The sequence below is a fragment of the Rathayibacter sp. PhB151 genome (assembly GCF_004366415.1).
GTDB lineage: Bacteria > Actinomycetota > Actinomycetes > Actinomycetales > Microbacteriaceae > Rathayibacter > Rathayibacter festucae.
Genome location: NZ_SOEN01000007.1, coordinates 420,781 through 442,302 on the forward strand (window position 1 = coordinate 420,781; position 21,522 = coordinate 442,302).

Sequence of the window (21,522 nt, forward strand, 5' to 3'; positions counted from 1 at the left end):
GGAGTAGCGTCGGGCCATGCCCAACATCGCTGTCTCCCTGGCCGACAAAGTGACCTCCGCGGGTGCCGCGACGAGCTACGGAGACCCGATCGAGGTCGACGGCGTCTCGCTCGTCCCCGTCTCGCTGCGCTGGTTCGGCTTCGGCGGCGGCAGCGGCTCCGAGGACGGCCAGGAGGGCGGCGGAGGCGGCGGCGGCGGTGCCGTGGTCCCGATCGGCGCCTACATCAAGGACGACCTGGGACTGCGCTTCCAGCCGAACATCGTCTCGGTCCTCGCCGTCGGCGTCCCGCTGGTCTGGGTCTCCGGCAAGGCGCTCGCGCGGATCATCCGCGCGCTCAAGAAGTAGCGGCCCGGGCGCGGTCTCAGCGCTGGGGCCTTGCAGCGAACCAGGTCTTCTTCGTCCGGCCGAAGCCGACGATCAGCCGCTCGGCGTCGTTCGGCCGCCGCGGGTCGTAGATGACGGCGACGGGCTCGCCCGCCATCCAGGCGTCGCCCCGCCGCTGCGGGGTCTTCACCAGGTGCCGCTCCTCGCCGTCGACGAGGCGGTAGGCGACGAGAAGACGCCCGAGATCGCGAGCCGCCGAGGCGTCTCCGCGGGACGGATCCTGCGCGACCACCCGACCGGACACCCGCGTGCCGTAGCTGAGCAGCTCGCGGCGGATCCGGAAGCGGCGCCGCCAGAGCAGCACCTGCAGGAGCACCACGAGGACCGCGGCGAGGACGAGCACCACCGACCACGACATGCTGTCTATGATTGCTGACGAACACGGGAGTCCGGTGCACCGGGCTGAGAGGAAGGCAGCAGCCTTCGACCGTCGAACCTGATCTGGGTCATGCCAGCGAAGGAACGTTTCGATCTCCTCTTCTTCGACCCGTGCCCCGTTTCGCTTCCACGAAAGGGCACGTCAGTGCAGAACAACGCAGCGCAGAACTCAGCAGCGCAGAAGTCCGCCCCCTCCTCCGCCGGCCGTCCCCGGGACCTCCGCTGGCGGGTCGTAGACATCGTCGTGGCCAGCGTCGTGGCCGTCGCCGCCGGCATCGTCTTCTGGGCGTGGGGCATCGCGACCAACGTCCTCGGCGTCGCCTTCGAGTTCCTCCCCGGCCTCGGCGGCCTCCTCGGCGGCGGCTGGCTCTTCGCCGGCGTGCTCGGCGGCCTGATCATCCGCAAGCCCGGCGCGGCGCTCTACACGGAGCTGCTCGCGGCGGTCGTCTCGGCGCTGATCGGCACGCAGTGGGGCTTCGCCGTCCTGCTCTCCGGCCTCGTCCAGGGCCTCGGCGCCGAGATCGTGCTCGCCCTCTTCCTCTACCGCAGCGGACGCCCGCTCGTGGCGATGCTCGCCGGAGCGGGCGCGGGCCTCGCCCTCGCCGTCAACGACCTGCTGGTCTACTACCCCGCCGTCGACGACCTGTTCCGCACGGTCTACGTCGTGTCGTCGCTCGTCTCCGGCGCCGTCCTCGCCGGGCTCCTGCCCTGGTTCGCGGTGCGCGGCCTCGCCGCCTCCGGGGCGCTGGACCGCTTCGTCTCCGGCCGGGAGGGCCGCGTGGTCGAGGGGGCGGGCGCGGGCGCTCGATGAGCGGCGCGTCGATCCGGGCCCGCGGCTGGAGCTGGCGGCACGCAGGCCGGTCGACCGCGGCCGTCACGGGGCTCGACCTCGACGTGCGGCCGGGCGAGCGCGTCCTGCTCCTCGGCCCGTCCGGCGCGGGCAAGAGCACCCTCCTGCACGCGCTGGCCGGGGTGCTCGGCGGCGAGGAGGACGGCGCCGACGAGGGCGAGCTGAGCATCGACGGCGCCTCGCCTGCGGAGCGCCGCGGAGTGGCCGGACTCGTCCTCCAGGACCCGGACACCCAGGCCGTGCTGGCCCGCGTCGGCGACGACGTCGGCTTCGCCTGCGAGAACCTCGGTGTGCCGCGCGGGGAGATCCCGGCGCGGGTCCGGCGCGCGCTCGACGACGTCGGTCTCGACGTCGCCCTCGACCGATCGACCTCCGCGCTCTCGGGCGGGCAGAAGCAGCGGCTCGCCCTCGCCGGCGTCCTCGCGATGCAGCCCCGCCTCCTGCTGCTCGACGAGCCGACCGCGAACCTCGATCCGCTCGGCGTCGAGGAGGTGCGCTCCGCGGTCGAGCGGACCACGGCGCGCACCGGCGCCACCCTGATCGTCGTCGAGCACCGCGTCGACGTCTGGATCGACCTCGTCGACCGGATCGTCGTGCTCGGCGCCGACGGCACGGTCGTCGCCGACGGCGAACCCCGTCCGGTGATCGAGCGCGCCCGCGGCGTCCTCGTCGCAGCCGGCGTCTGGCTCCCGGGTGAGCACCCGGAGCGACGCGACGCGGCGACCGGACCGGCGTCCACGGCGCTGACCGCCACTGCACTCGATCTCGCCCGGCCGGTCTTCGGCCGCCGCACGCCGCCCCTGATCGCCGCCGACCTCGACCTCACGATCGCCGCTGGTCGGGTGACCGCCGTCCTCGGCCCGAACGGCGCCGGCAAGTCGACGCTCGCCCTGACGCTGGCCGGCCTGCTCCCGCCGGCCGGGGGCGAGATCGTCGCCTCTCCCGCGGTGCGCGACGGAGCCTCGCCGCACCCGCACCGCTGGAGCTCCCGGCAGCTCGCCGACCGGGTCGCCATGGTCTTCCAGGAGCCGGAGCACCAGTTCCTCACGGCGCGGGTGCGCCAGGAGCTGCACCTCGGCGCACGCGACGAGGCGGAGCGGCGCCGCGCCGACGAACTGCTCGGGCGCCTCGGCCTCGCGCACCTCGCCGAGGCGAACCCCTTCACCCTCTCCGGCGGTGAGAAGCGGCGGCTCACCGTCGCCTCGGCGCTGGTCCGGCGTCCCGCCGTCGTCGTGCTCGACGAGCCGACCTTCGGCCAGGACCGGCGGACCTGGGACGTGGTCGTCGATCTCCTGGCCGAGCTGCGCGCGGACGGCCGCGCGGTGCTCGCCGTCACCCACGACGAGCACCTGGTGTCCGCCCTCGCCGACGCGGCGGTCCGCCTCGGCGAGCCGACGGCGGTGACCGGATGACGCTCCTGGACGCGATCCCGGCCCGCGGCCGCATCGCCCGTGCCAACCCCGTCGCGAAGCTCGTCGCGAGCCTCGTCATCGCCGTCGTCCTGATCCTGACGGTCGACGTCGTGTCCGCGGCGACCGCGCTCGCGCTCGAGCTGCTCGTGCTGCCCTTCGTCGGGCTGCGTCCCGGCGACCTGGTGCGCCGCACTGCTCCGGTCTGGATCGCGGCGCCGCTCGCGGGCATCACGACCGTGCTCTACGGGCGCGACAGCGGCGCCGTGCTGGGGCAGTTCCTCTTCGTCTCCGTCACGGAGGGCTCTGTCGCGCTCGGCGCCGCGATCGCCCTGCGCGTGCTCGCCATCGGCCTGCCGAGCGTCGTGCTGATCGCGACGACGGATCCGACCGATCTCGCGGACGGGCTCGCGCAGATCCTCCGACTCCCGGCGCGCTTCGTCCTGGGCGGCCTCGCCGGGATGCGGCTCGTCGGCCTGCTCACCGACGACTGGCGCACCCTCGCGATGGCGCGCCGGGCGCGGGGCGTGGCCGATGGTCGCGGGCCGATCGCGGCGCTCAAGAGCCTCGGCGCCCGCAGCTTCTCGCTGCTGGTGCTGGCGATCCGGCGCGGCAGCCGCCTGGCCACGGCGATGGAGGCGAAGGGCTTCGGCTCGGACACGCCGCGGACCTGGGCGCGGGAGTCGCGTCTGGGCGCGTTCGACGGGCTGCTGATGCTGGGCGGCGCGGCGATCGCGGCGGTCGCGGTGACCGCGGCCGTGCTGACCGGCGCCTGGAGCTTCGTGCTGAATGGCTGACGCGCGGCACCTCACCGGGGCGACCGCGCGGATGCTCGCCGCCGCCGTGATCGCCCGCCGGGCGCGCACGGTGGTGCTCGACGGCCCGAGCGGCTCGGGGAAGTCGACGTTCGCGCTGGCGCTGCTGGCGGAGCTGCGGCGGTCCGCCTGCGCTCCCGCAGCCGCGCTCGTGCGGATGGACGACGTCTACCCCGGCTGGTCGGGGCTCGACCGCTCGGTCGCGATCGCGGCGGACCGGATCGTCCGGCCGCACGCGCTCGGGCTCGGCGCGCGCTGGCAGGCCTGGAACTGGGCCGCCGCCACGACCGCCGGCCCGCGCAGCGCCGAGGCACCGCTCCTCCTGCTCGAGGGCTGCGGCGCCGCGGGGGAGCGGAGTCGGCGCTTCGCCGACCTCACCGTCTGGATCGAGGCGGACGAGGCGCAGCGGAAGCAGCGCGCCCTCGCCCGCGACGGCGCGCTCTTCGAGCCGCACTGGGACTCCTGGGACGAGCAGTTCCGGCGCTACTGCGCACGCGAGCGCCCCCGCGAGGGCGCCGACCTGGTGCTCGACTCGAGCGACCCGGAGGCCATCGCTCCAGGTTGACGGGTCAGGCCCAGCCGAGCTCGTGCAGGCGGTCGTCGTCGATGCCGTAGAAGTGCGCGATCTCGTGCACGAGGGTGACGTGGATCTCGTCGCGCAGCTCGTCGAGGGTCTCGCAGGCGGCGAGGTGCGGCTCGCGGTAGAGGATGATCCGGTCGGGCATCTCGCCGAAGCCGTAGCGCTCGCGCTCGGTCAGGGCGACGCCGTCGTAGAGGCCGAGCAGGTCGAGCGAGCCGTCCTCGGGGCGGTCCTCGACCACGAAGACGACGTTCTCGAGCCCGTCGACCATGTCGTCCGGGAGGGCGTCGAGCTCGGCGACGACCAGCGTCTCGAACTCGGCCTCGTCGAGGGTGAGCATCGCCTGGCCTCTCGTCGTCGATCGGGTAGGGGAGCGGACGGATCTCCGGCGGCAGAACGACGGAAGGCCCGGAGCCATCGACTCCGGGCCTTCCGAGCTAGTTCTCGTACAACTGGGGTGAGTAACGGGGCTCGAACCCGCGACCTCCTAGACCACAACCAGGCGCTCTGCCAACTGAGCTATACCCACCAGGACGGTGTTCCGCGGGGCGAACCCGCGAAGCAACTGTACGAGAGTACTACATCCGCGAGGCGAACTCGTCCACGACAGCGGCCGAGACGGCCTGCACCTCGGCGGAGGTGGGGCCCGGCTCGGGGACGAAGACGGCCCGGCGGTAGAAGCGGAGCTCGCGGATGCTCTCGAGGATGTCGGCGAGGGCGCGGTGGCCGCCGTGCTTGGCGGGGGCGTTGAAGTAGATGCGCGGGAACCAGCGGCGGGCCAGCTCCTTCACGGTCGAGACGTCGACGTTGCGGTAGTGCAGGTGCGCGTCGAGACGCGGCATGAACTTGACCAGGAACGCCCGGTCGGTCCCGATCGAGTTGCCGGCGAGCGGAGCCTGCTGCTCGGCGGGGACGTGCTTGAGCACGTACTCGAGGACCTCGTACTCGGCCTCGGCGACGCTCACGCCGTCCGGGATCTCCTTCAGGAGGCCCGACGTCTCGTGCATGTTCCGGACGAAGTCGCCCATGTTCTCCAGCGCTGACGCGTCGGGGCGGATGACGATCGACAGCCCCTCGTCGAGGGGTTCGAGATCGAAGTCGGTGACGATCACGGCGATCTCGACGAGCTCGTCGACGGCGAGGTCGAGTCCCGTCATCTCGCAGTCGATCCAGACAAGACGGTCGGGGGCGCTACTCATGCGCCGAAGTCTATCCGCGGCCACCGACACGACCGCGGCGGCGGGGGAGCGCCTCCTAGACTCGTTCTCCGTGATGATCCTCGTCTGCGTGCTGCTGATCGCCAACGCCGTCTGGAACGCCGTCGTCTGGCCGCCGTTCCTCCGCCGGGTGCGCAAGGACCCGCGGGCCCGCGACGCCTCCGGCCGCGCCACGACCTTCCTCCGCGTCCACACGATCCTGATCGGGATCTCGCTGCTGCTCGCCGTCGTCTCCCTGGTCGTCGGCGTGCTGGGTCTCGTGCAGGGCGCCTGACCCGGCCCTGCTGCCGGCGCCGTGGCGAGACCGCCTCGTGGAGGCGCCGTAGTAGCCTGGCGAGACGCCCCCGTAGCTCAGCGGATAGAGCAGCAGCCTTCTAATCTGAAGGTCGATCTTTCGCCCTGAGTACGGGCGCGGGCTCGAAGTCGAAGAACCAGCTCCGCGGAATGCCAGCCAGCAGCTCGATCGACTTTGCCAGCGTTCCGAGGTTCTTCATCCTTGGCGTCGTGCGGTCGGTCTCGTACGCCGCAAGAGTGCTCGCGGTGATGTTCACGCGCGCCGCGAAGTCGACCTGGCTCAGCCCAGTGAGCGTCCGCGCCTTGCGGATCTTGTCGCCGAAGGTCCATTGAGGGACGCGAAGGTTCTCTGCTGCCGCTGATTCCATGGTCAACAGTATGCAGACCTAGACAAAGGTACGCAAGCGCAGGATTCCTGCGCCCACTTTGCTCCGTAAGGTCGCAGGTTCGCCTAAGTATGCGTAGTATCGCTGACCATGGAACCTACGCATACTTCGTTAGACGACGTATTCGTCGGCGTGGGCGAGGCTGCCCGGATCGCTCAGCTCAGCCAGGCGACCATCCGACGGTACTCGAACAGCGGCAAGCTGGCGCACTCGCGCACGCCCGGCGGTCAGCGTCGATTTCGCATCGAGGACGTCCGCGCTATCAACTCGTCCTCTCCGGTCAGCGGCGCCGCTCGGGTCGCTCCTGCCGCTGCAGGAACCGGTGAGGATGCCGCCGACGAGAGTGGAGCAGCTCTCGTCGGCTCGAGCGGCGAGGCCATCCCCCAGGCCTCGCCGCTCACCTCCGTCGAGGAAGGTGCAGCGTGAGCGCCGACCGTCGCCCGATCACCACGGGCCGGCTCGTCGGTCAGGACTTCGACGTCGACGTCATCGTCCTCCGAGCGGACATCGAGGAGCTGCTCGGCGCTCGCCGTGTGCGCACGCTCTACTCGCTGGTCCAGGCGCTCGAGGACCTCGCGGATCGCTACTACGAGACGGCCGAGCCGCACGCTCGCGCTGCCACCTCGGCAATTACGCCGGCGCTTGCCGAGTCCTGGGCTCGGCACGAGATCGAACTACCGATCCTCGACTACTCGCCCATCGACTACCACCGTCTGCTGCTGTTCGCCGCGGATGGCAGCGATCGCGAGGCGACTGAGGGCGGCGACCTCGCTGTCGATCCTGCCGAGGTTGGGCTTGCTCGCGAAGAGCAGGCTGTGGATCCGGCTCTCGTGCTGCTCGATCAAGCGGATGACGTGCGCGGGGTCCCCTCCGTGGTCGACGACTCCGCCGGCCTGCTTCCCGTTCATGGGCATGATGCTTCCTCTCCGGTTGACGGCACGGTGCTGACTACACCTGCCGTTGCGAAGACCGTAGAGGACGGCGCCGACAGGGGGCTCTCTGGCCACGTCGGCGCGAGCGGCGAGGCGACCCCCGACGCCTCGCCGCTCACCCTCGCGCCCGGATCCGGCGCGTGATCGCCGTGGCCGCCGAGCAGCTCGACGTCCCCGCCGTCTACTCGTTCCGATGGGTCGGCCGCGGCGTCGACGTCCGTGTCCTCTGGCTCCACGACGAGCCGACCATCCCCGCCGTCGACATCCTCCGCGCCCTGCAGCAGGACACCGCTACCTACGCGACCGACCCCGCCGCGTCCGCCGGCGCCACCCGCGAGCAGCTCGCGCACTGCATCGCCTGGGACCTCGAGCAGCTGCGCCTCGTCGCCGGCGCCCTCGGTACCGACCGCGCCTCCGCCTTCATCGACTGGGCCGACAGGCAGGCCCGCACCGTCGCCCACATCGAAGCCGCTCGCACCGTCCCCGCCGGCAGCAACCTCATTACCGGCCCCTGGTCGCCCGGCGCCTCCCTCCCCGCGCACACCGAAGACCCCTGGTTCTCCGTCGCCCAGGCCGCCGCGATCCTCAACCGCGACCCCGCCATCGACACCAACCAGAAGACCCTCTTCGCCTGGATGCACCACTCCGGCTGGCTCGACCGACCCGGCAACTCCTGGGAACCCGTCCGCGAGCTCATCGTCCTCGGCTACCTCACCGTCGTCACCCGCCGCGTCCGCGGCCAAGCCGAGCTCTACCCCCAGGTCGGCATCACCCCGCTCGGCCTCCAGAAGCTCCACCAACGGCTCGGCGGCGAAGGCGCCCTCGACCTCACCCGGCAGCACCTCACCCTCACCGAAGAAGGCACCGATGACCACTCCTAACCAGCCCGCCACCCGCACCACCGGCCGCACCACCACCCTCCTCATCGCGATCGCGATCCTCCTCGTCGTCGTCGGCATCCCCGCCCTCGTCGCCGCCGGCCCCCTCGCCGTCATCCTCGGCGCCACCGCCATCACCATCGCCTACCTCCTCACCGGCCGATGGACACGCTGACCCTCCTCCAGCTCCGCGTCCTGCGCCTCATGCGCACACGCCCTGCCCGGCCCCGCCGAGCACACCGCCCGCGCTACCGCCGCACCAGCCGATGACCCGCCGCGACTGGCTCACGGCGCTCGCCGTAGCCGCGCTGCTCCTGGCGGCGCAGGCGCCGATGCTCACCCTCACCCCCTGACCTTCCGAGGATCACCATGATCACCACCCGCCCCGCGTGGACTGTGCACGGCTACCCCGCCGAGCCCACGCCGGCCGTCGACGAGGCGGCCCTCCGCGTCCGCCGGTCGCAGGCGCGCTGCTGCTGGCGCTGCGGCATCGACTTCGCCGGTCACGACCACCTGCCCGCGAACGCCCCGTGCGGCGACTGCCGCCTCGTCCTGCGCACCCTCGAAGGCGAGACGACCCGCTGGCGCGGTACGGCTTTCGCCGACGTCGAGCGCACCTTCGACCCCACTCGCGCCCTCGTGGCCGAGGAGGTCGCAGCGTGAGCCTCCACGATCAGCCCGACCACCTCCCGAAGCTGCGCTGGGCGCGCGCCTCCGACCGCCTCCACGTCACCCTCTTCGCCGGCATGTGGCGCGTCATGGTCCGCGCCGACAACGTCGCCCTCGAACCGTCTCGCCGCCGCGGCGGCCGCCCGATCGTCGCCCGCTGGTTCACGAGCCGCGTCGAGGCGTACAGCTACGCGCGCCGCTCAGTGGCGCTGTGGCGCCGTCAGCACCCGCAGGAGCACCGAGCCTTCGCCGCGAGCCAGCGCGCCGCAGAGAAGCGAGCGGGGGGCCAGCGATGAGCATCCAGCACCTCGAGGCAGCCGCCGAGACCGACCTCCCCGCGTCCAAGAAGCTCGTCCTCATGGCGCTCTGCGACGACGCCAACAAGATCACCCGCCGCACCTACCCCGGCCGCGAGAAGCTCATCCTCTGGTCCGGCGTGAAGGCCCGCCGCGTCCAGGACATCCTCGACGAGCTCGTCGCCGAGGGCTACATCGCCCGCCTGACCTACGCCCAGCCGGGCCGGAAGGCGGAGTTCCTCGTCTTCCCGAACGCCGCCGAGATCGCCGCTTCGGCCGGCGCCGACACCACTCCGAGAGCACCCGCCGGGCCTGTGGATAACTCCGGAAATGCAGGTGCACTGGAGTGCACCCATACGAGTAACGGGTGCACTTTCGGGCCGAATGGGTGCACTCCAGAGTGCACCCCTCCCGGTAGTAACTCCCGTGACTTAACACTTCAGTCCTCTACGGAACCTCACCTAGAGGCACCTGTGGAGAACGACTCGACCGACGGGATCTCTCCCACCAACAACCTCCCGCTGCGCCCCACCCCTCGCCGCTTCGCCGACCGCCACGCGATCGACCTGCCGAAGTTCAAGAACGCCGTCGGCTGGGCCTTCGTCGACTGCGAGCTCTCCGACGAGCTGCTCCACCACCTCGCCCTTGAGATCGTCTCGAAGTCCCGCAGCGCCGTCATCGACTTCACCGCCTACGCCATCAAGGCCGTCCTCAACGACGCCCCCGAGTGGCAGCGCCGCGGGTTCGAGCTCGTGGCCGAGTCCCGCCCCGACGACGCCCTCGACAACGGAGCGGACTTCTGATGGCCGGCATCAAGCACGTCCCGAACCTGACCGTCGAGCAGTACCACGCGCTGCGCGCCAAGGAGACGACCGAGGCCGGCCTGCAGCGCGAGGTCGAGGCGCGCGCCGCGATCCACGGATGGATGAGCTACCACACCCACGACTCCCGTCGCTCGAACCCCGGCTACCCCGACCTGCACCTCGTCCACGTCCGCGGCCGGCTCTCGCTGTTCCTCGAGCTCAAGACCCAGACCGGCCGGATCCGCCCCGAGCAGGACACCTGGATCGAGGCGCTCCGGTGGGCCGGCCACCGCGCCTACTTCGTCCGCCCGATCCAGCTGTTCGACGGCACCGTCGACCACCTCCTCGATCCCCGCAACGCCGCGACCTGGCCTGGAGAGACCGCATGAGCCTCGCTGGCCGCGGAATCCCGCTCTTCACCACGGACGGAGGCATCGCATGACCATCACCGCCGACACCCGCCACGGCCACCCGTCCGGCTACACCGACGGCTGCCGTAGCAACGCGACCTGCCCGAACGCCGGCACCGACCAGATGACCTGCAAGGACGCGAGTGTCCGCTACGCCGGCGACTGGGCCTACCACCGCGCCGTCGACAACGGCACCGCCACCACCGACCGCGAGAACTTCGGCAAGGCCAAGCCCGCCGCCGGCGTCACCGCCACCCCGATCCCGACCGGCCAGCTCACCGTCGCCGAGCAGCGCGCCGCCACCAAGGCCGAGCCGAAGCCCCGACCCGTCCCGAAGCCGACCGCCGTCCGGCCCTCGCCCGAAGCGATCGCCGCCGCCGACCTCCCCGTTGCCTTCTCTCCGTTCGACGCGATCCTGCCCCCGACCCTGCCCCCGACCCCGACCCCGACCCCGACCCCGACCCCGACCCCGCAGCTCGAAGCCGAGCTCGCAGCGACGCCGGCAGTCGAGCCCGTCGCCGAACCGGTGCCGGCTCCCGAGCGTCCGAAGGCACCGGTTGCGAAGACCGACCCCAACGCGCTCGTCCTCTGCCAGTGCTCCCTCTGCGAGACCCGCTTCGCGATCCTCGACACCCTCCGCCGCGAGCTCGCCCGCCGCAAGACCGGCATCTGCTGCCCGCGCGGCCACTGGAACGTCTTCCCCGCCGAGCCCTTCGCCACCCGCGACCCCTCCATCGAGATCGTCTTCCCCCGCCGCAAGACCACCTGACGCACCACCCGCACGCGCGACGCCGTCGGGCGCCGCACGCTCACCCTCACCGAAAGGCCCACCATGACCGACAGCCCCCACGCCGGCACCATCGTCCGCGTCGACCCCAAGCTCCTCATCACCGACGCCGGCAACGTCCGCCGCGACCTCCGCCTCGACCCGAAGTTCATCGACTCCTTCCGCGAGCACGGCGTCCTCCAGCCCATCGTCGTCCGACCCGCCGACCTCTACCTCGGCAGCTACGAAGTCGTCATGGGACACCGCCGCACCGCAGCGGCGCTCGCCGCAGGCCTCACCGAAGTCCCCGTCTACGTCCAGACCCGCCACGACGGCGACGAAGAGACCATCCGCATCACCACCCAGGTCGTCGAGAACCAGCACCGCGCCGCCCTCGACACCCTCGACGAGGCCACCGCCGTCCAGCAGCTGTCCCTCTTCGGCATGCCCGCCACCATGATCGCCAAGAGCCTCGCCACCCCGATCTCCCGCGTCGGCGACGCCATCAAGATCGCCCGCTCCACCGCCATCCCGCGCGACCGCGCCCTCACCTTCGAGCAGGCCGCCGCGATCGCCGAGTTCGAGACCAGCCCCGCCGCCGTCAAGCGCATCATCGACACGGTCACCAACAACCCCAACAGCCTCCCGCACGTCATCGACGACCTCCGCAAGAAGGCCGAACTCGCCGACCACATCGCCGAGCTCGCGGCCGCCATCGACGCCGCCGGCTACGTCCGCCTCCCCGACCAGCAGTACGCCGTCAGCTGGACCGCCGCCCACAGGGGACGCGAGACCCGCCCCCTCGGCGACGTCGCCCTAGCCGCCACCCCGCACGAGAAGCTCACCCTCGACACCGTCCCCGACACCGTCCAGGTCGCCGCCCAGATCCAGAACGAATGGGAGACCGCCGACGGCAAGTACCGCGCATGGGCCGCCACCCACTACGGCGTCATCGCCCGCACCGCCGGCGTCCCCCTCGCCGACGCCGGCCTCGTCACCTGGACCTCCGCCCGCACCGGCGAAGACACCGTCCGCGACGTCGCTCTCAAGGCCGAGATCGCCGAACGCCACGCCGAAGCCGCCCGCCGCGACGAGAACCTGGAAGCACTCTGGGCCGAGAACCGCGCCGCAGCCGCCATCCGCGTCGCCTGGCTCATCACCTTCCTCCAGCGAACCCGCCTCCCGGACCTGACGGCGCTCGCCGCGTACGCGCTCGTTCACCTCGAGCTGAACACGGAGGCGCCGGAGGTCTTCAACCTGCTCGGCCTCGAGTACGACGAGGAGGGCAATCCGTGGCTCGAGCTGGAGTCGGAGGTGTTGAACCCTCGGCGATCCGCCGCGGTCCTCGGCGCGATCATCTTCGCCGCGTTCGAGGAGCACCTCGACAGTAGATGGGGCAACTACCCGCACGCGCCCGCCTACCTCGCATCGCTGCGCGAGTGGGGGTACGGCCTTTCCGACTGGGAGCTCGCCCTCGTCGAGCCGCCGGCCGCCGAGCCGGAGGACGAGTCCTGATGGATCCCGCCGCTGTCCTGGTCCACGTCTTCATCGCGGCCTGCTACCTCGTCCTCGGCGTCGCGATCCTCGTCGCCAGCGTCGTCACCTACATCGCGGTCGAGTCCGTGATCGCTGCCATTACTCACCGGAGGAACCGATGACCATCCCCGCTCTCGACTGGGCCGAGCAGATCGCCGTCCAGATCCAGGCGATGCCGACCGCTACCCACGGATCCGAGGCTGAGCTGCAGGCTGCCCTCGCCGCGCACATCGACGGCATGGCCCGCGCGGCCGTGACCGACGATCCCGGCGTCGTCCGCGAGGTGCCGCTGTCCGACGGTCACTCGCGGATCGACCTGATGGTCTACCCGGCGATCACCGGCGGCCCGTTCATCGGCGTCGAGGTCAAGGTGAAGGGCGCGCCGGCCGATGTCTTCCGGCAGCTCGCGCGGTACGCGGAGTGCGAGGAGGTGCATGGCCTCGTCCTCGTGACGACGTCGTCTCGGCACCTGCGCATGCCGCGCACCTTCGACAACGGGAAGCCCCTCGTCGTCGCGATGCTGCTGGAGGGTGGCCTGTGACGGGGGAGGCCGGCCGTACCTACGGCCGCTACCACTTCCAGGCGCCGCCGTTCGGGTCCCGCTCGCGCGGCACGTGGCAGCTCGAGCTCGAACCGCAGGTCCGCACGCGCGCCCGCCGCATCTTCGGCCGCCTCGCCACGACCCGCACGACGGTCCTCGAGGTCGCGGCGACGCCCGAGGTCGCCCGCGACATCGAGTGGCTGATGGACCGGTGGCCGCTCGTCCCCGCGTCCGCCCGCGACCAGCGCTTCCTCGAGCACGCTGCGGAGGAGCATCGCGTCGTCGAGCAGCAGGTCGGCGCGATCCTCGACGGCCGCCTCGACTTCGCCGCCGGCCGCACCCCGTCGAAGGAGGCGCGCGAGTACCAGCAGGCCGCGATCGCGCTGCTGCGCACCCGCGGCCGCATGCTCCTCACCGACGAGGTCGGCCTCGGTAAGACCTTCACCGCGCTCCTCGCCCTCAGCTACGAGGACGCCCTGCCCGCCCTCGTCGTCCCGCCCACACACCTCCCGCCGCGGTGGATCGCCGAACTGCAGGACGCCTTCCCGTGGCTCGACTTCGAGCTCGCCCGGTCGAAGCAGCCGTCCATCCGCGCCCGCCAGCGCAACCTCCGCGACGTCACGATCGTCCCCTACTCGAAGCTCGACGGGTGGGGCGCCTACATGCAGGGCCAGGTCCGGACCGTCATCTTCGACGAGGTCCAGGAGCTGCGCAACGGCGTCAACACCGAGAAGGGCAAGGCCGCCGCCCTCGCCGCGCAGGACGCCCGCTACGTCCTCGGCCTCTCCGCCACCCCGATCTACAACTACGGCGGCGAGATCTGGAACATCCTCGACATCCTCGCGCCCGGCGAGCTCGGCACCCGCGAGGAGTTCGGCCGCGAGTGGGGAGGCCTCACCCACTCCACCGGCCAGCAGTCGGTCACCAACCCGGCAGCGCTCGGCGGCTACCTCCGCGAGAACGGCCTCATGCTCGGCCGCACCCGCAAGGACGTCGGCCGCGAGCTCCCCGACACCGTCAAGGTCTCGCAGCTCATCGACCACGACACCGCCGAGCTCGCCGCCGCCACCCGCGAGCTCGCCGAGATCGCCCGCCGCATCCTCGCCGACGACTCCTCCAACCAGGAGAAGTTCCTCGCCGGCGGCGAGATCGACATGAAGCTACGCCACGCCACCGGCATCGCGAAGGCCCACTACGTCGCCCACTTCTGCAAGATGCTCCTCGAGTCCGAGGACAAGATCGTCCTCTTCGGCTGGCACCGAGACGTGTGGGACATCTGGCAGGAGCAGCTCGCTGACTTCCAGCCCGCCATGTACACCGGCACCGAGAACGCCACCCAGAAGGCCGAAGCGATCGACGCCTTCGTGAACGGCGACTCCCGCGTCCTGATGATGTCCCTCCGCTCCGGCGCCGGCGTCGACGGCCTCCAGAAGGTCGCCCGCGTCGCCGTGTTCGGCGAACTCGACTGGTCCCCGGAAGTGCACGAGCAGGCCATCGGCCGCCTCCGCCGCGACGGCATGTCCGAAGACCCGCCCGTCGCCTACTTCCTCAACATCGCCGAGGGCTCCGACCCCGTCGTCCTCGAGCGCCTCCACCTCAAGCGCCAGCAGGCCGAGCCGCTGCTCTCCCGCGACGGCGAACTCCGACAGAACTCCACCCCCGACCCCCACCGCGCACGCCGCCTGGCCGAGCAGATCCTCGGCATCACCCGGAAGGACACCCCATGACCACCTCCGCCCAGATCCTCAACTACCGCCAGCCCGGCCTCGCCGACTACCTGCGCACCACCGCGCTGCGCGAGCTGTTCCAGACCGGCAAGACCACCATCACCGACGGAGAGCTCGCACCCGACACGTCCTTCGCTCTCGGCAAGAGCATCACCAAGCACGTCGCGAAGATCGCCGCCGAAGCCACCCACGACTACCAGACCGCCCGCGCCCAACTCGCGACCGCGATCGCCGGCTTCCCCGCCAACACCGACCGCCGCCCGCAGTGGACCCCGCGCGCCCTCGCCCAGTTCAACGCCCGCTACGCCTCCCGCACCATCGACCACAGCACCCCCGAAGGCATCGAAGAGCTTGCCGACGTCGCCCTCGCCCTGCAGGAGGCCGCCGACCTCGACCCCTTCGAAACGATCGGCCTCTTCACCCTCACCGACACCGTCCGCAACGACCTCGTCGTGACCCTCCACGCCCGCGCAATCGCGCAGACGAGCGGCGACACCATCCCGGAAGCAGGCACCCTCTGATGGTCATCGGCATCCCCATCCCGCACCGCATCCTCCTCGACGCCACCACCAGCCCCCACACCGTCCAGGCGATCCGCGACGTCGCCGACAAGATCGGCCGCACGGCCACCTCTCTCCACGCCGACTTCGACCTCGGCCGGCCTGACGGCACCGGACCCATGACCCTGCCCCTCGCCCCGGTCGACGAGGACGAGATCCTCACCGCCCGCGAGATCAGCCGAGAGTTCGCCCGCATCGCAGGCTTCGCCGACAGCGCTGCACCGATCGCCCGCAGCAGCTGGTCCTTCCAGATCCTCTCCGAACTCTTCGCCGCCCTCGCCGTCGACGACGAGAGCACCCTCCGCACCGCCCTCGTCACCGTCGCAGCCGACATCACCCGCTGGGCTGCCGCCATCGACCGCCGCCTCCTCTACGCCATCAACGACGACCGAGCCGACCGGGGGACCGACCGATGATCCGCCTCACCCTCGTCCTCCTCGCAGTCGCCGCACTCACCATCAACTGGCAGCACGGACCCGCCCGACTCGCCCGCAAGCTCTCACGGCGCTCGCCGAAGGCCCGCTCGAGCGCACCGACGCTGACGACGAGCTCGACGTCGATCGTCGCCGACGTGCGCACCCTCGCCGCCCTGACCGGCACCGGACCGCTCGTGCTCGCCTTCTCGCCGTACCAGCCGCGGGGGAGCGTCAAGCACGTCCCGGCGATCGGCTTCGGCCTGCCGGCCCTCGTCGTGCACCCCGATCACCGCGCCGAGATCTCTCGAGCGCACGAGTACGGGCAGCTGCCCGAGCGCCTCCGCGTCTACTGACCCGACACCCCTGCACCACCCGCACAGGAAGACACAGCGTGAGCACCTACCCCGACTTCGTCACCCCCACCCTCACCCCTGACGGGCACCCGCTCACCTTCTGCGCCCGCCCGCACCGTGGCACGTCGGGGGAGGAGCTGCGCATCCCGGTCGCGCCCGGCACCGAGCTGTGCGCCGGCTGTCACGCCTCCCTCAAGCGCACCCTCCTCGACGTCATGCAGGCGATCCCGCACGTCCAGCACTCCGTCCTCGTCTCCCGCGGCGCCCGCGACAACGACCGCGTCGCGACGTCCGGCCACGGCGACGTCTCCGCCCTCTGGAACCCGACCGCCACCGCCGCGCTGCAGGAGATCGCCGACTGGACGTCCTACATCGCACGCATCCTCATCACGCAGACCCCGTCGGATCTCGTCGGCGGGAAGCTCGACCTGATCTACGACGTCGGCTACGTCGGCATGTACCTCGAGCGCCAGCCCACCACCCGGATCCTTCAGCAGACCGGACGCGCCCTCGCCTACATCGCCCACCACCACGCGACCTGGCTCACCCACTACCCGACCATGGGCGCCTACTGGGTGACCGACGCCATCAACCTCCGCCGCTACGCGCAGCGCGCCGAGGGCGCCGGCGGAGTCACCCGCGTCACCCTCCGCGACGCCCGCTGCCAGGCCGAGGTCGCCGAGCTCGACGGGGGAGGCGTCCTCATCTGCGAAGGCCAGCTCGTCGGCATCATCACCGAACCCGGCTCCGCCCGCCCCTCACGCATCATGTGCGCCGCCGACCCCTCCCACCGCCAGACCGCGCAACGCGACTGGCTCTCACTCCAGCCCGCCACCCCCACCCGATAGGAGCTCACCGTGCTCACTGAACCGATCACCCCCGATGCCGTACGCGCCCTGATCGCCCGTCTCGAGCGGCGTGGCGCACCGCCCCTCATCGCGAGGATCGGCGGGCAGGGGCCCGTCCCGGAGCAACCCGACCGCGTGCTCTTCCGAGATGCCGCCGCCGCCCTGTCCGCGTCCCTCCCGCGGGAGGACCTGGACCTCGACGCTCTCGAGCCTTTCCTCGTGCACGTCATCCGCGACGACATGCGACTCACTCCGGCTGGCCGTGGCGGCGCGGTCCGCACCGATCCGGCGACGCCCGGCCGAGGTGCCCTCGGCCAGCCGGGCGACAACCTGGTGCACGACTACGACGCCGCGGTGCAGGCGCTGCTCGGCCGGGTGCGCGCCGCGGAAGCTGAGCGGGACGCCGCACGAGACGAGGCGGGCACTGCCTACGCTGCCGGCTTCCGGGATGGGAAGGCGCAACGATGAGCGACACAACGCCAGAGCCCCTCGACCTCGACGCGATCGAGGCGCGAGCGAACGCGGCCACGGTCGGTCCATGGCGGATCATCGTCCAGAACAGCAGGGCCGCCGTCATCGGTTACCACCCGCTGGACCCGCTCCTGCGAGTAGTCGACCCCGACGAGATCACAGTCGGCACCATCTCCCGCGGGGAGGGACGCGACAACGTTGACTTCATCCTGAGCGCCCGCGAGGACGTGCCCGCCCTCGTCGCCGAGGTCCGTCGCCTACGCGAGCAGCTCGCGGCCGCGAACTCGACGTCCAGCTGGGACGAGCACGAGTACGGCGTCCGAGCAACCGGCGGCCGCGGCTACCTCGGCGCCCGCTACTCGCTCGCCGGCGCCGAGAAGATGGTCGGTCTCGCCACCCCCGGACGCTTCGAGATGGTCCGACGCGCCCGCATGGTCACCCGCACCTCCACCCCGACCGGCTCGCACCGCACAGCAGGCGAGTGGGGCGCGTGGGAAGTAGTCGCACCGGCGCAAGCTGACGAACCCACCCCTGAAGGCCGGGAGCTCACCGACACTGTGGACGTCTGCTCGCGGCCAATCCGGGTCGACAACCGCAAGCACTCGTGGCGCTTCGACAGCGACGACCCTCGAATCCTCTGCCTCGGATGCGGCGAGATGAGGGACGCGATCAGCGGGCGCGTGCTCAGCGTCCCCAGCGCTCCCGCGGAGCCCGACACTGCCCGCGAGTGCGGCGACGACAACCACCACGGCTACGGCACCGGCGACTGCCCCGACTGCGCGCAGGAGGCAGGGCAGTGAGCGTCTACGTGGACGACATGGACCGCCGCGCGACCGTCCCGAACGGCGCCCGCACCGTCACCGGTGTCTGGTCGCACATGTACGCCGACACTCACGAGGAGCTCGAAGCGATGGCCCGCACCATCGGCCTGCGCCCCTCGTGGATCCAGCACCCCGGAACGCTGCGCGAGCACTACGACGTCACCGCACCCAGGAAGGCCGCCGCGATCGCCGCCGGCGCCATCCCCGTCACTTGGCGCGAAGCCTCCCGCTGGCGATCCGAACGACGCAAGGCGACGCGAGCACTCGTCGCCGAGCCACCCGCAACCGAGCAGCTCGGCGCCTCGATCACCGGCGTCTGGCACGACGAAGCCGAGCGCTTCAAGCAGACCGGTCGCCTCGACCAAGGCCCCTGCTGGTGCTCCGACTGCATCGCCAAGGAGCAGTTATGCCAGTAGGAGCAGAAGAGCGCCTCGAGATCGACTACTTCCGCGTCGACGCCGACCGCTCGATCACCGTCACCCGACCCGCACCCGACGGCAACCGCATCTGGATCACCGCCCGCCCAGGACGCCACCGACGCGCCACCTGGCGCACCGGCGACCAGTACGGCTCCGGAACCTTCACCCACGCCACCACCCGGGAGACCACCCATGCCTGAACCCATCACCCGCGACCAGTTCGTCGCCACCTTCGGCCGCACACCCGACGTCGGCCTCGAGCGCCTCCGCAACGGTGCCGTCGTCCTCCACTGCAGCTGCACCGACCCCCACTGCCGCGGATGGGCCATGGCCTCAACCGGCGACCTCGACGGCGGCTTCTTCCGCCCCACCACCGAAGAACTCCACGCCGCCACCGCCCACCGCACCAACTACCTCCACACCACCACCCAAGACCCGACGGCGCTCGCCGTAGACGGACCGATCCTGAACCCTGAGTGCATCGTCGGGAAGCACGGCAGCTGTCACGAGGACGCCTGGGACAACGTGAAGGACGAGCCGGCCGACTGCCAGTGCTCCTGCCACCGAGAGGACTTCGACAACCGTGGATGACACCCCTCGCGAGCAGCGGCCCATCACCGTGACCGCACCGGACCTCCCCGTCCTCCCGCCCGTGCGAGTCGCCATCGTCGAGGACGACACCCGTACCACCGCCATCCACCTCACCCGGGCCGAGGCGGAGACCCTCGTCGACGCGCTGCAGGACTATCTCTTCGAGCGGTGGCCCCGAAGCGACTGCGAGGCCGAGCTCTGGTCATGGGACTACTTCCGCCACGGCCAGACCGATCCGTACTGGATGAGATGCAACAGCACCTGGCCTCACGAGGACGACCACGAGAACAGCGACACCGGAGCCCACTGGCCCCTCACCGAGGCCGAGGTTGCCGCCGCACGAGCAGCTCTTGCCTGAGCCGGAGCGGTGGATCCGCATCGACGCGGCCGCGGCGGGTCTCGGCGTCTCGATCCGACAGGCCTACCTCATTGCCCAGACAGACTGCTGGGCGAAGACCGGAGGCAGGCCGGCCAAGTTCGCGCTCAGCGACGTCCGCGCCACCCACGCGCGCAGGAAGGCCGAGCGCGAGGCGAGGGGCGAAAGTGATGACGCCGACCCTGATCGCGCGGGAGAAGCCGACAGGAGACTTCTCGTGAGCGCTTGACAAGCCCGCGAGAAGCCATAACAATTCAGATCACTAGGTTTGGGGTGTTCGGCACCCTGGACGCAGACTTGAAGGCCTCGCAGAGATGCGGGGCCTTCGTCGTTCCCGCGGCCACTGGAGGGTGAGCGCGGGACGCCCGGTGCCGACGAAGCACCGAAGACCCGCACCCTCGGCCTCAGGCCGCGCAGGAGCGGAAGAGGCCTGACGCCCTGCCTCGTGCGAAGCGGTCACAGGGCGGGCATCGCGTGATGCGCACCATCGCGCCGCGGTGCCCGCCCTCCCATCAGCTGAGAGGGACTGGTAGCTCGATGGTGCGGAAGAACACGCGGCGGATGCACGACCTCCGCAAGGAGTTCTTCAAGGAGGGCAAGGCTCTCGCCGAGCAGGGTGATCCGCGAGCGAACTGCTGGCTCGGCCCGCTCTGCTACCTCGGCGACGTCCCGATCGACTACGACGTCCCGGCTGGCGAGACCCGCGAGTCGCACAACCTGGACCACTACATCACCGTCTCCGACGACGAGGACATGCAGGAGGAGTGGACCAACTTCCGCCACGCGCACCGGTACTGCAACGAGAAGCGCAAGACCAGCATCCCCAGCGGCGGCCTCGGCGAGGCCGTGCCCGACTGGTGGTAGCCGACCGACAGGAGCTCGACAATGGCGCTGACCCTCGCCTCCACCACAGTCACCCTGCTCGCCCGCATCGGAGACGACGAGCCGACCGAGATCGGGACCATCGAGCTCGAGACGGACCTCACCTTCGACCGCGAGACCGGCATCGCCGCCATCAAGTCCGAGCCGCTCGTCACGCAGCTCGCCTCGGCCTTCCGCGAGGTCGCCGAGCGACTCGATGAGGGCACCGACTGATGGTCGGCCGCGCTCATCAGCGTCCGCCTGCACGCCCGACGCTGCCGTCTGGCAAGGAGCTGCGAGCGGACTTCATCCGACGGCAGCTGGAGACGCTCGAAGCGAAGGTGATCCCTCGCCGCGTCGGATACACGGTGGAGGGTCCGGGGCTCTGGGATGCCTGGCGACCGACCGCCGGCCAGGCCGAGGCGTGCGCATTGGTGCGTCTTCGCCGGCACCGGCGTCGGCTCGAGCGCGAACTGCGGTCGGTGCTGGGCACTGAGGTCGTGCGCGAGTGAACGTCGATGAAGGCGCCGAGGCGGTCCTCCCGCTTGCTGGTCCGCCGAGCGACGTCAGCATGCGTCTCCTCCGCACAGCCGCCGTCCGGCTCGGCATCACGCCCGAGTGCCAGCCGATCACCAGCGACCTCGCCACCTTCGCGGACCACGACGCTCCCGAGCCTGAGGTCACCGGTTACCTACTCACCTGCGCGACGTGCGGCTCCGAGCTGATCGTCGACGCGCCGGCCGCGCTCACCCACCTCGACGACGGACACGAGGTCCGGCCCCTCGAGGCACCCCGCAGCGGCGCCACCGGCGCCTGACCACCCCCTGCGGCCTGCCTCGGGCCGATCCGCCAGAAGATCCAGCGCGACGACGAGGGGCGGACCACCACCGGGGTGGGTGTTCCTCCCTCCCCGGCTCGAAGGGTAGGGGGGGTC

The 21,522-nt window shown here is 71.2% G+C and carries 37 protein-coding genes, 1 tRNA gene and 1 riboswitch; of the genes, 33 read left to right on the top strand and 5 right to left on the bottom strand.

Annotation, left to right across the window (positions count from 1 at the left end; translation table 11 throughout):
* Positions 1-16 precede the first annotated feature (16 nt).
* A complete protein-coding gene (locus tag EDF35_RS09330; RefSeq protein WP_123445768.1) occupies positions 17-346 on the top strand; it encodes a hypothetical protein in 330 nt (109 codons plus the stop codon).
* A gap of 16 nt (positions 347-362) precedes the next feature.
* Here the strand turns inward: EDF35_RS09330 and EDF35_RS09335 are convergent, their stop codons facing one another.
* Positions 363-743: a DUF3592 domain-containing protein gene (locus tag EDF35_RS09335; protein ID WP_123736889.1), complete on the bottom strand. Its 381-nt coding sequence runs from the start codon at positions 741-743 to the stop codon at positions 363-365.
* Between the two features lie 14 nt (positions 744-757).
* Positions 758-865: riboswitch (TPP riboswitch) on the top strand.
* Between the two features lie 43 nt (positions 866-908).
* Between EDF35_RS09335 and EDF35_RS09340 the strand changes: the two genes are divergently transcribed.
* The 4 genes from EDF35_RS09340 to EDF35_RS09355 are packed head-to-tail and all read left to right on the top strand — an operon-like array spanning position 909 to position 4,402.
* Positions 909-1,574, top strand: coding sequence for an ECF transporter S component (locus EDF35_RS09340; protein ID WP_133962049.1), 666 nt, complete (start codon positions 909-911; stop codon positions 1,572-1,574).
* A complete protein-coding gene (locus tag EDF35_RS09345; RefSeq protein WP_133962051.1) occupies positions 1,571-3,025 on the top strand; it encodes an ATP-binding cassette domain-containing protein in 1,455 nt (484 codons plus the stop codon). The genes EDF35_RS09340 and EDF35_RS09345 overlap by 4 nt, the downstream gene beginning before the upstream one ends.
* A complete protein-coding gene (locus EDF35_RS09350; protein WP_127886441.1) occupies positions 3,022-3,819 on the top strand; it encodes an energy-coupling factor transporter transmembrane component T in 798 nt (265 codons plus the stop codon). Before EDF35_RS09345 ends, EDF35_RS09350 begins: the two co-directional genes overlap by 4 nt.
* Positions 3,812-4,402, top strand: coding sequence for an ATP-binding protein (locus tag EDF35_RS09355; protein WP_133962054.1), 591 nt, complete (start codon positions 3,812-3,814; stop codon positions 4,400-4,402). The genes EDF35_RS09350 and EDF35_RS09355 overlap by 8 nt, the downstream gene beginning before the upstream one ends.
* Before the next feature lie 4 nt (positions 4,403-4,406).
* Here EDF35_RS09355 and EDF35_RS09360 read toward each other — a convergent pair whose 3' ends face one another.
* The 3 genes from EDF35_RS09360 to orn all read right to left on the bottom strand — a co-directional run bounded on the left by EDF35_RS09360 (position 4,407) and on the right by orn (position 5,616).
* Positions 4,407-4,757 carry a metallopeptidase family protein gene (locus tag EDF35_RS09360; RefSeq protein ID WP_123445773.1) on the bottom strand — a complete coding sequence of 117 codons (351 nt, stop codon included), beginning with the start codon at positions 4,755-4,757 and terminating at the stop codon, positions 4,407-4,409.
* Positions 4,758-4,870: 113 nt separating this feature from the next.
* Positions 4,871-4,946, bottom strand: a tRNA-His gene (locus tag EDF35_RS09365).
* 49 nt (positions 4,947-4,995) lie between these two features.
* Complete coding sequence (gene orn / locus EDF35_RS09370) at positions 4,996-5,616, bottom strand: oligoribonuclease (RefSeq protein ID WP_123445774.1); 621 nt, start codon at positions 5,614-5,616, stop codon at positions 4,996-4,998.
* Between the two features lie 73 nt (positions 5,617-5,689).
* Between orn and EDF35_RS09375 the strand changes: the two genes are divergently transcribed.
* A complete protein-coding gene (locus EDF35_RS09375; RefSeq protein WP_123445775.1) occupies positions 5,690-5,908 on the top strand; it encodes a hypothetical protein in 219 nt (72 codons plus the stop codon).
* 100 nt (positions 5,909-6,008) lie between these two features.
* Here the strand turns inward: EDF35_RS09375 and EDF35_RS09385 are convergent, their stop codons facing one another.
* Complete coding sequence (locus EDF35_RS09385) at positions 6,009-6,296, bottom strand: helix-turn-helix transcriptional regulator (RefSeq protein WP_133962713.1); 288 nt, start codon at positions 6,294-6,296, stop codon at positions 6,009-6,011.
* A 440-nt stretch (positions 6,297-6,736) separates the two neighbouring features.
* Here EDF35_RS09385 and EDF35_RS09395 point away from each other — a divergent pair, with 440 nt between their 5' ends.
* The 27 genes from EDF35_RS09395 to EDF35_RS09520 all read left to right on the top strand — a co-directional run bounded on the left by EDF35_RS09395 (position 6,737) and on the right by EDF35_RS09520 (position 21,405).
* Complete coding sequence (locus tag EDF35_RS09395; protein WP_133962058.1) at positions 6,737-7,390, top strand: hypothetical protein; 654 nt, start codon at positions 6,737-6,739, stop codon at positions 7,388-7,390.
* On the top strand, positions 7,387-8,127 hold the full coding sequence (locus EDF35_RS09400; protein ID WP_133962060.1) for a phage antirepressor KilAC domain-containing protein: 741 nt from the start codon (positions 7,387-7,389) through the stop codon (positions 8,125-8,127). The genes EDF35_RS09395 and EDF35_RS09400 overlap by 4 nt, the downstream gene beginning before the upstream one ends.
* Positions 8,114-8,299 carry a hypothetical protein gene (locus EDF35_RS09405; RefSeq protein WP_133962062.1) on the top strand — a complete coding sequence of 62 codons (186 nt, stop codon included), beginning with the start codon at positions 8,114-8,116 and terminating at the stop codon, positions 8,297-8,299. Before EDF35_RS09400 ends, EDF35_RS09405 begins: the two co-directional genes overlap by 14 nt.
* Before the next feature lie 194 nt (positions 8,300-8,493).
* A complete protein-coding gene (locus EDF35_RS09410; protein ID WP_133962064.1) occupies positions 8,494-8,787 on the top strand; it encodes a hypothetical protein in 294 nt (97 codons plus the stop codon).
* Complete coding sequence (locus EDF35_RS09415) at positions 8,784-9,089, top strand: hypothetical protein (RefSeq protein WP_133962066.1); 306 nt, start codon at positions 8,784-8,786, stop codon at positions 9,087-9,089. The genes EDF35_RS09410 and EDF35_RS09415 overlap by 4 nt, the downstream gene beginning before the upstream one ends.
* A complete protein-coding gene (locus EDF35_RS09420; protein WP_133962068.1) occupies positions 9,086-9,892 on the top strand; it encodes a helix-turn-helix domain-containing protein in 807 nt (268 codons plus the stop codon). Before EDF35_RS09415 ends, EDF35_RS09420 begins: the two co-directional genes overlap by 4 nt.
* Positions 9,892-10,281, top strand: a complete 390-nt coding sequence (locus EDF35_RS09425; protein WP_133962070.1) for a VRR-NUC domain-containing protein — start codon at positions 9,892-9,894, stop codon at positions 10,279-10,281. The genes EDF35_RS09420 and EDF35_RS09425 overlap by 1 nt, the downstream gene beginning before the upstream one ends.
* Before the next feature lie 49 nt (positions 10,282-10,330).
* On the top strand, positions 10,331-11,071 hold the full coding sequence (locus EDF35_RS09430; protein ID WP_133962072.1) for a hypothetical protein: 741 nt from the start codon (positions 10,331-10,333) through the stop codon (positions 11,069-11,071).
* 63 nt (positions 11,072-11,134) lie between these two features.
* On the top strand, positions 11,135-12,583 hold the full coding sequence (locus EDF35_RS09435) for a ParB/RepB/Spo0J family partition protein (protein WP_133962074.1): 1,449 nt from the start codon (positions 11,135-11,137) through the stop codon (positions 12,581-12,583).
* Positions 12,583-12,726 (top strand): hypothetical protein, encoded by a 144-nt coding sequence (locus EDF35_RS20785; protein ID WP_166674057.1) that lies wholly within the window; start codon positions 12,583-12,585, stop codon positions 12,724-12,726. The genes EDF35_RS09435 and EDF35_RS20785 overlap by 1 nt, the downstream gene beginning before the upstream one ends.
* Positions 12,723-13,145: a hypothetical protein gene (locus EDF35_RS09440; protein ID WP_133962076.1), complete on the top strand. Its 423-nt coding sequence runs from the start codon at positions 12,723-12,725 to the stop codon at positions 13,143-13,145. The genes EDF35_RS20785 and EDF35_RS09440 overlap by 4 nt, the downstream gene beginning before the upstream one ends.
* On the top strand, positions 13,142-14,872 hold the full coding sequence (locus tag EDF35_RS09445; protein WP_133962078.1) for a DEAD/DEAH box helicase: 1,731 nt from the start codon (positions 13,142-13,144) through the stop codon (positions 14,870-14,872). Before EDF35_RS09440 ends, EDF35_RS09445 begins: the two co-directional genes overlap by 4 nt.
* Positions 14,869-15,393 carry a hypothetical protein gene (locus EDF35_RS09450; protein ID WP_133962080.1) on the top strand — a complete coding sequence of 175 codons (525 nt, stop codon included), beginning with the start codon at positions 14,869-14,871 and terminating at the stop codon, positions 15,391-15,393. Before EDF35_RS09445 ends, EDF35_RS09450 begins: the two co-directional genes overlap by 4 nt.
* Positions 15,393-15,848, top strand: coding sequence for a hypothetical protein (locus EDF35_RS09455; RefSeq protein WP_133962082.1), 456 nt, complete (start codon positions 15,393-15,395; stop codon positions 15,846-15,848). Before EDF35_RS09450 ends, EDF35_RS09455 begins: the two co-directional genes overlap by 1 nt.
* Positions 15,845-16,201 carry a hypothetical protein gene (locus EDF35_RS09460; protein WP_133962084.1) on the top strand — a complete coding sequence of 119 codons (357 nt, stop codon included), beginning with the start codon at positions 15,845-15,847 and terminating at the stop codon, positions 16,199-16,201. Before EDF35_RS09455 ends, EDF35_RS09460 begins: the two co-directional genes overlap by 4 nt.
* A 38-nt stretch (positions 16,202-16,239) precedes the next feature.
* Positions 16,240-17,049 carry a hypothetical protein gene (locus EDF35_RS09465; protein WP_133962085.1) on the top strand — a complete coding sequence of 270 codons (810 nt, stop codon included), beginning with the start codon at positions 16,240-16,242 and terminating at the stop codon, positions 17,047-17,049.
* A 9-nt stretch (positions 17,050-17,058) separates the two neighbouring features.
* On the top strand, positions 17,059-17,517 hold the full coding sequence (locus tag EDF35_RS09470) for a hypothetical protein (RefSeq protein ID WP_133962087.1): 459 nt from the start codon (positions 17,059-17,061) through the stop codon (positions 17,515-17,517).
* Entirely contained in the window at positions 17,514-18,320 is an 807-nt protein-coding gene (locus EDF35_RS09475) for a hypothetical protein (protein ID WP_133962089.1), read from the top strand. The genes EDF35_RS09470 and EDF35_RS09475 overlap by 4 nt, the downstream gene beginning before the upstream one ends.
* Positions 18,317-18,757 carry a DUF4031 domain-containing protein gene (locus EDF35_RS09480; RefSeq protein ID WP_208323046.1) on the top strand — a complete coding sequence of 147 codons (441 nt, stop codon included), beginning with the start codon at positions 18,317-18,319 and terminating at the stop codon, positions 18,755-18,757. Before EDF35_RS09475 ends, EDF35_RS09480 begins: the two co-directional genes overlap by 4 nt.
* Positions 18,748-18,960, top strand: coding sequence for a hypothetical protein (locus EDF35_RS09485; RefSeq protein ID WP_133962091.1), 213 nt, complete (start codon positions 18,748-18,750; stop codon positions 18,958-18,960). Before EDF35_RS09480 ends, EDF35_RS09485 begins: the two co-directional genes overlap by 10 nt.
* Complete coding sequence (locus EDF35_RS09490) at positions 18,953-19,351, top strand: hypothetical protein (RefSeq protein ID WP_133962093.1); 399 nt, start codon at positions 18,953-18,955, stop codon at positions 19,349-19,351. The genes EDF35_RS09485 and EDF35_RS09490 overlap by 8 nt, the downstream gene beginning before the upstream one ends.
* Positions 19,344-19,709 carry a hypothetical protein gene (locus tag EDF35_RS09495; RefSeq protein WP_133962095.1) on the top strand — a complete coding sequence of 122 codons (366 nt, stop codon included), beginning with the start codon at positions 19,344-19,346 and terminating at the stop codon, positions 19,707-19,709. The genes EDF35_RS09490 and EDF35_RS09495 overlap by 8 nt, the downstream gene beginning before the upstream one ends.
* A complete protein-coding gene (locus EDF35_RS09500) occupies positions 19,702-19,956 on the top strand; it encodes a hypothetical protein (RefSeq protein WP_133962097.1) in 255 nt (84 codons plus the stop codon). The genes EDF35_RS09495 and EDF35_RS09500 overlap by 8 nt, the downstream gene beginning before the upstream one ends.
* Positions 19,957-20,264: 308 nt before the next feature.
* Entirely contained in the window at positions 20,265-20,591 is a 327-nt protein-coding gene (locus tag EDF35_RS09505) for a hypothetical protein (RefSeq protein WP_133962099.1), read from the top strand.
* Between the two features lie 21 nt (positions 20,592-20,612).
* A complete protein-coding gene (locus EDF35_RS09510; protein ID WP_133962101.1) occupies positions 20,613-20,822 on the top strand; it encodes a hypothetical protein in 210 nt (69 codons plus the stop codon).
* A complete protein-coding gene (locus EDF35_RS09515; protein ID WP_133962103.1) occupies positions 20,822-21,100 on the top strand; it encodes a hypothetical protein in 279 nt (92 codons plus the stop codon). Before EDF35_RS09510 ends, EDF35_RS09515 begins: the two co-directional genes overlap by 1 nt.
* Positions 21,101-21,159: 59 nt before the next feature.
* Positions 21,160-21,405: a hypothetical protein gene (locus EDF35_RS09520; RefSeq protein ID WP_166674058.1), complete on the top strand. Its 246-nt coding sequence runs from the start codon at positions 21,160-21,162 to the stop codon at positions 21,403-21,405.
* The last annotated feature ends 117 nt before the right edge of the window (positions 21,406-21,522 follow it).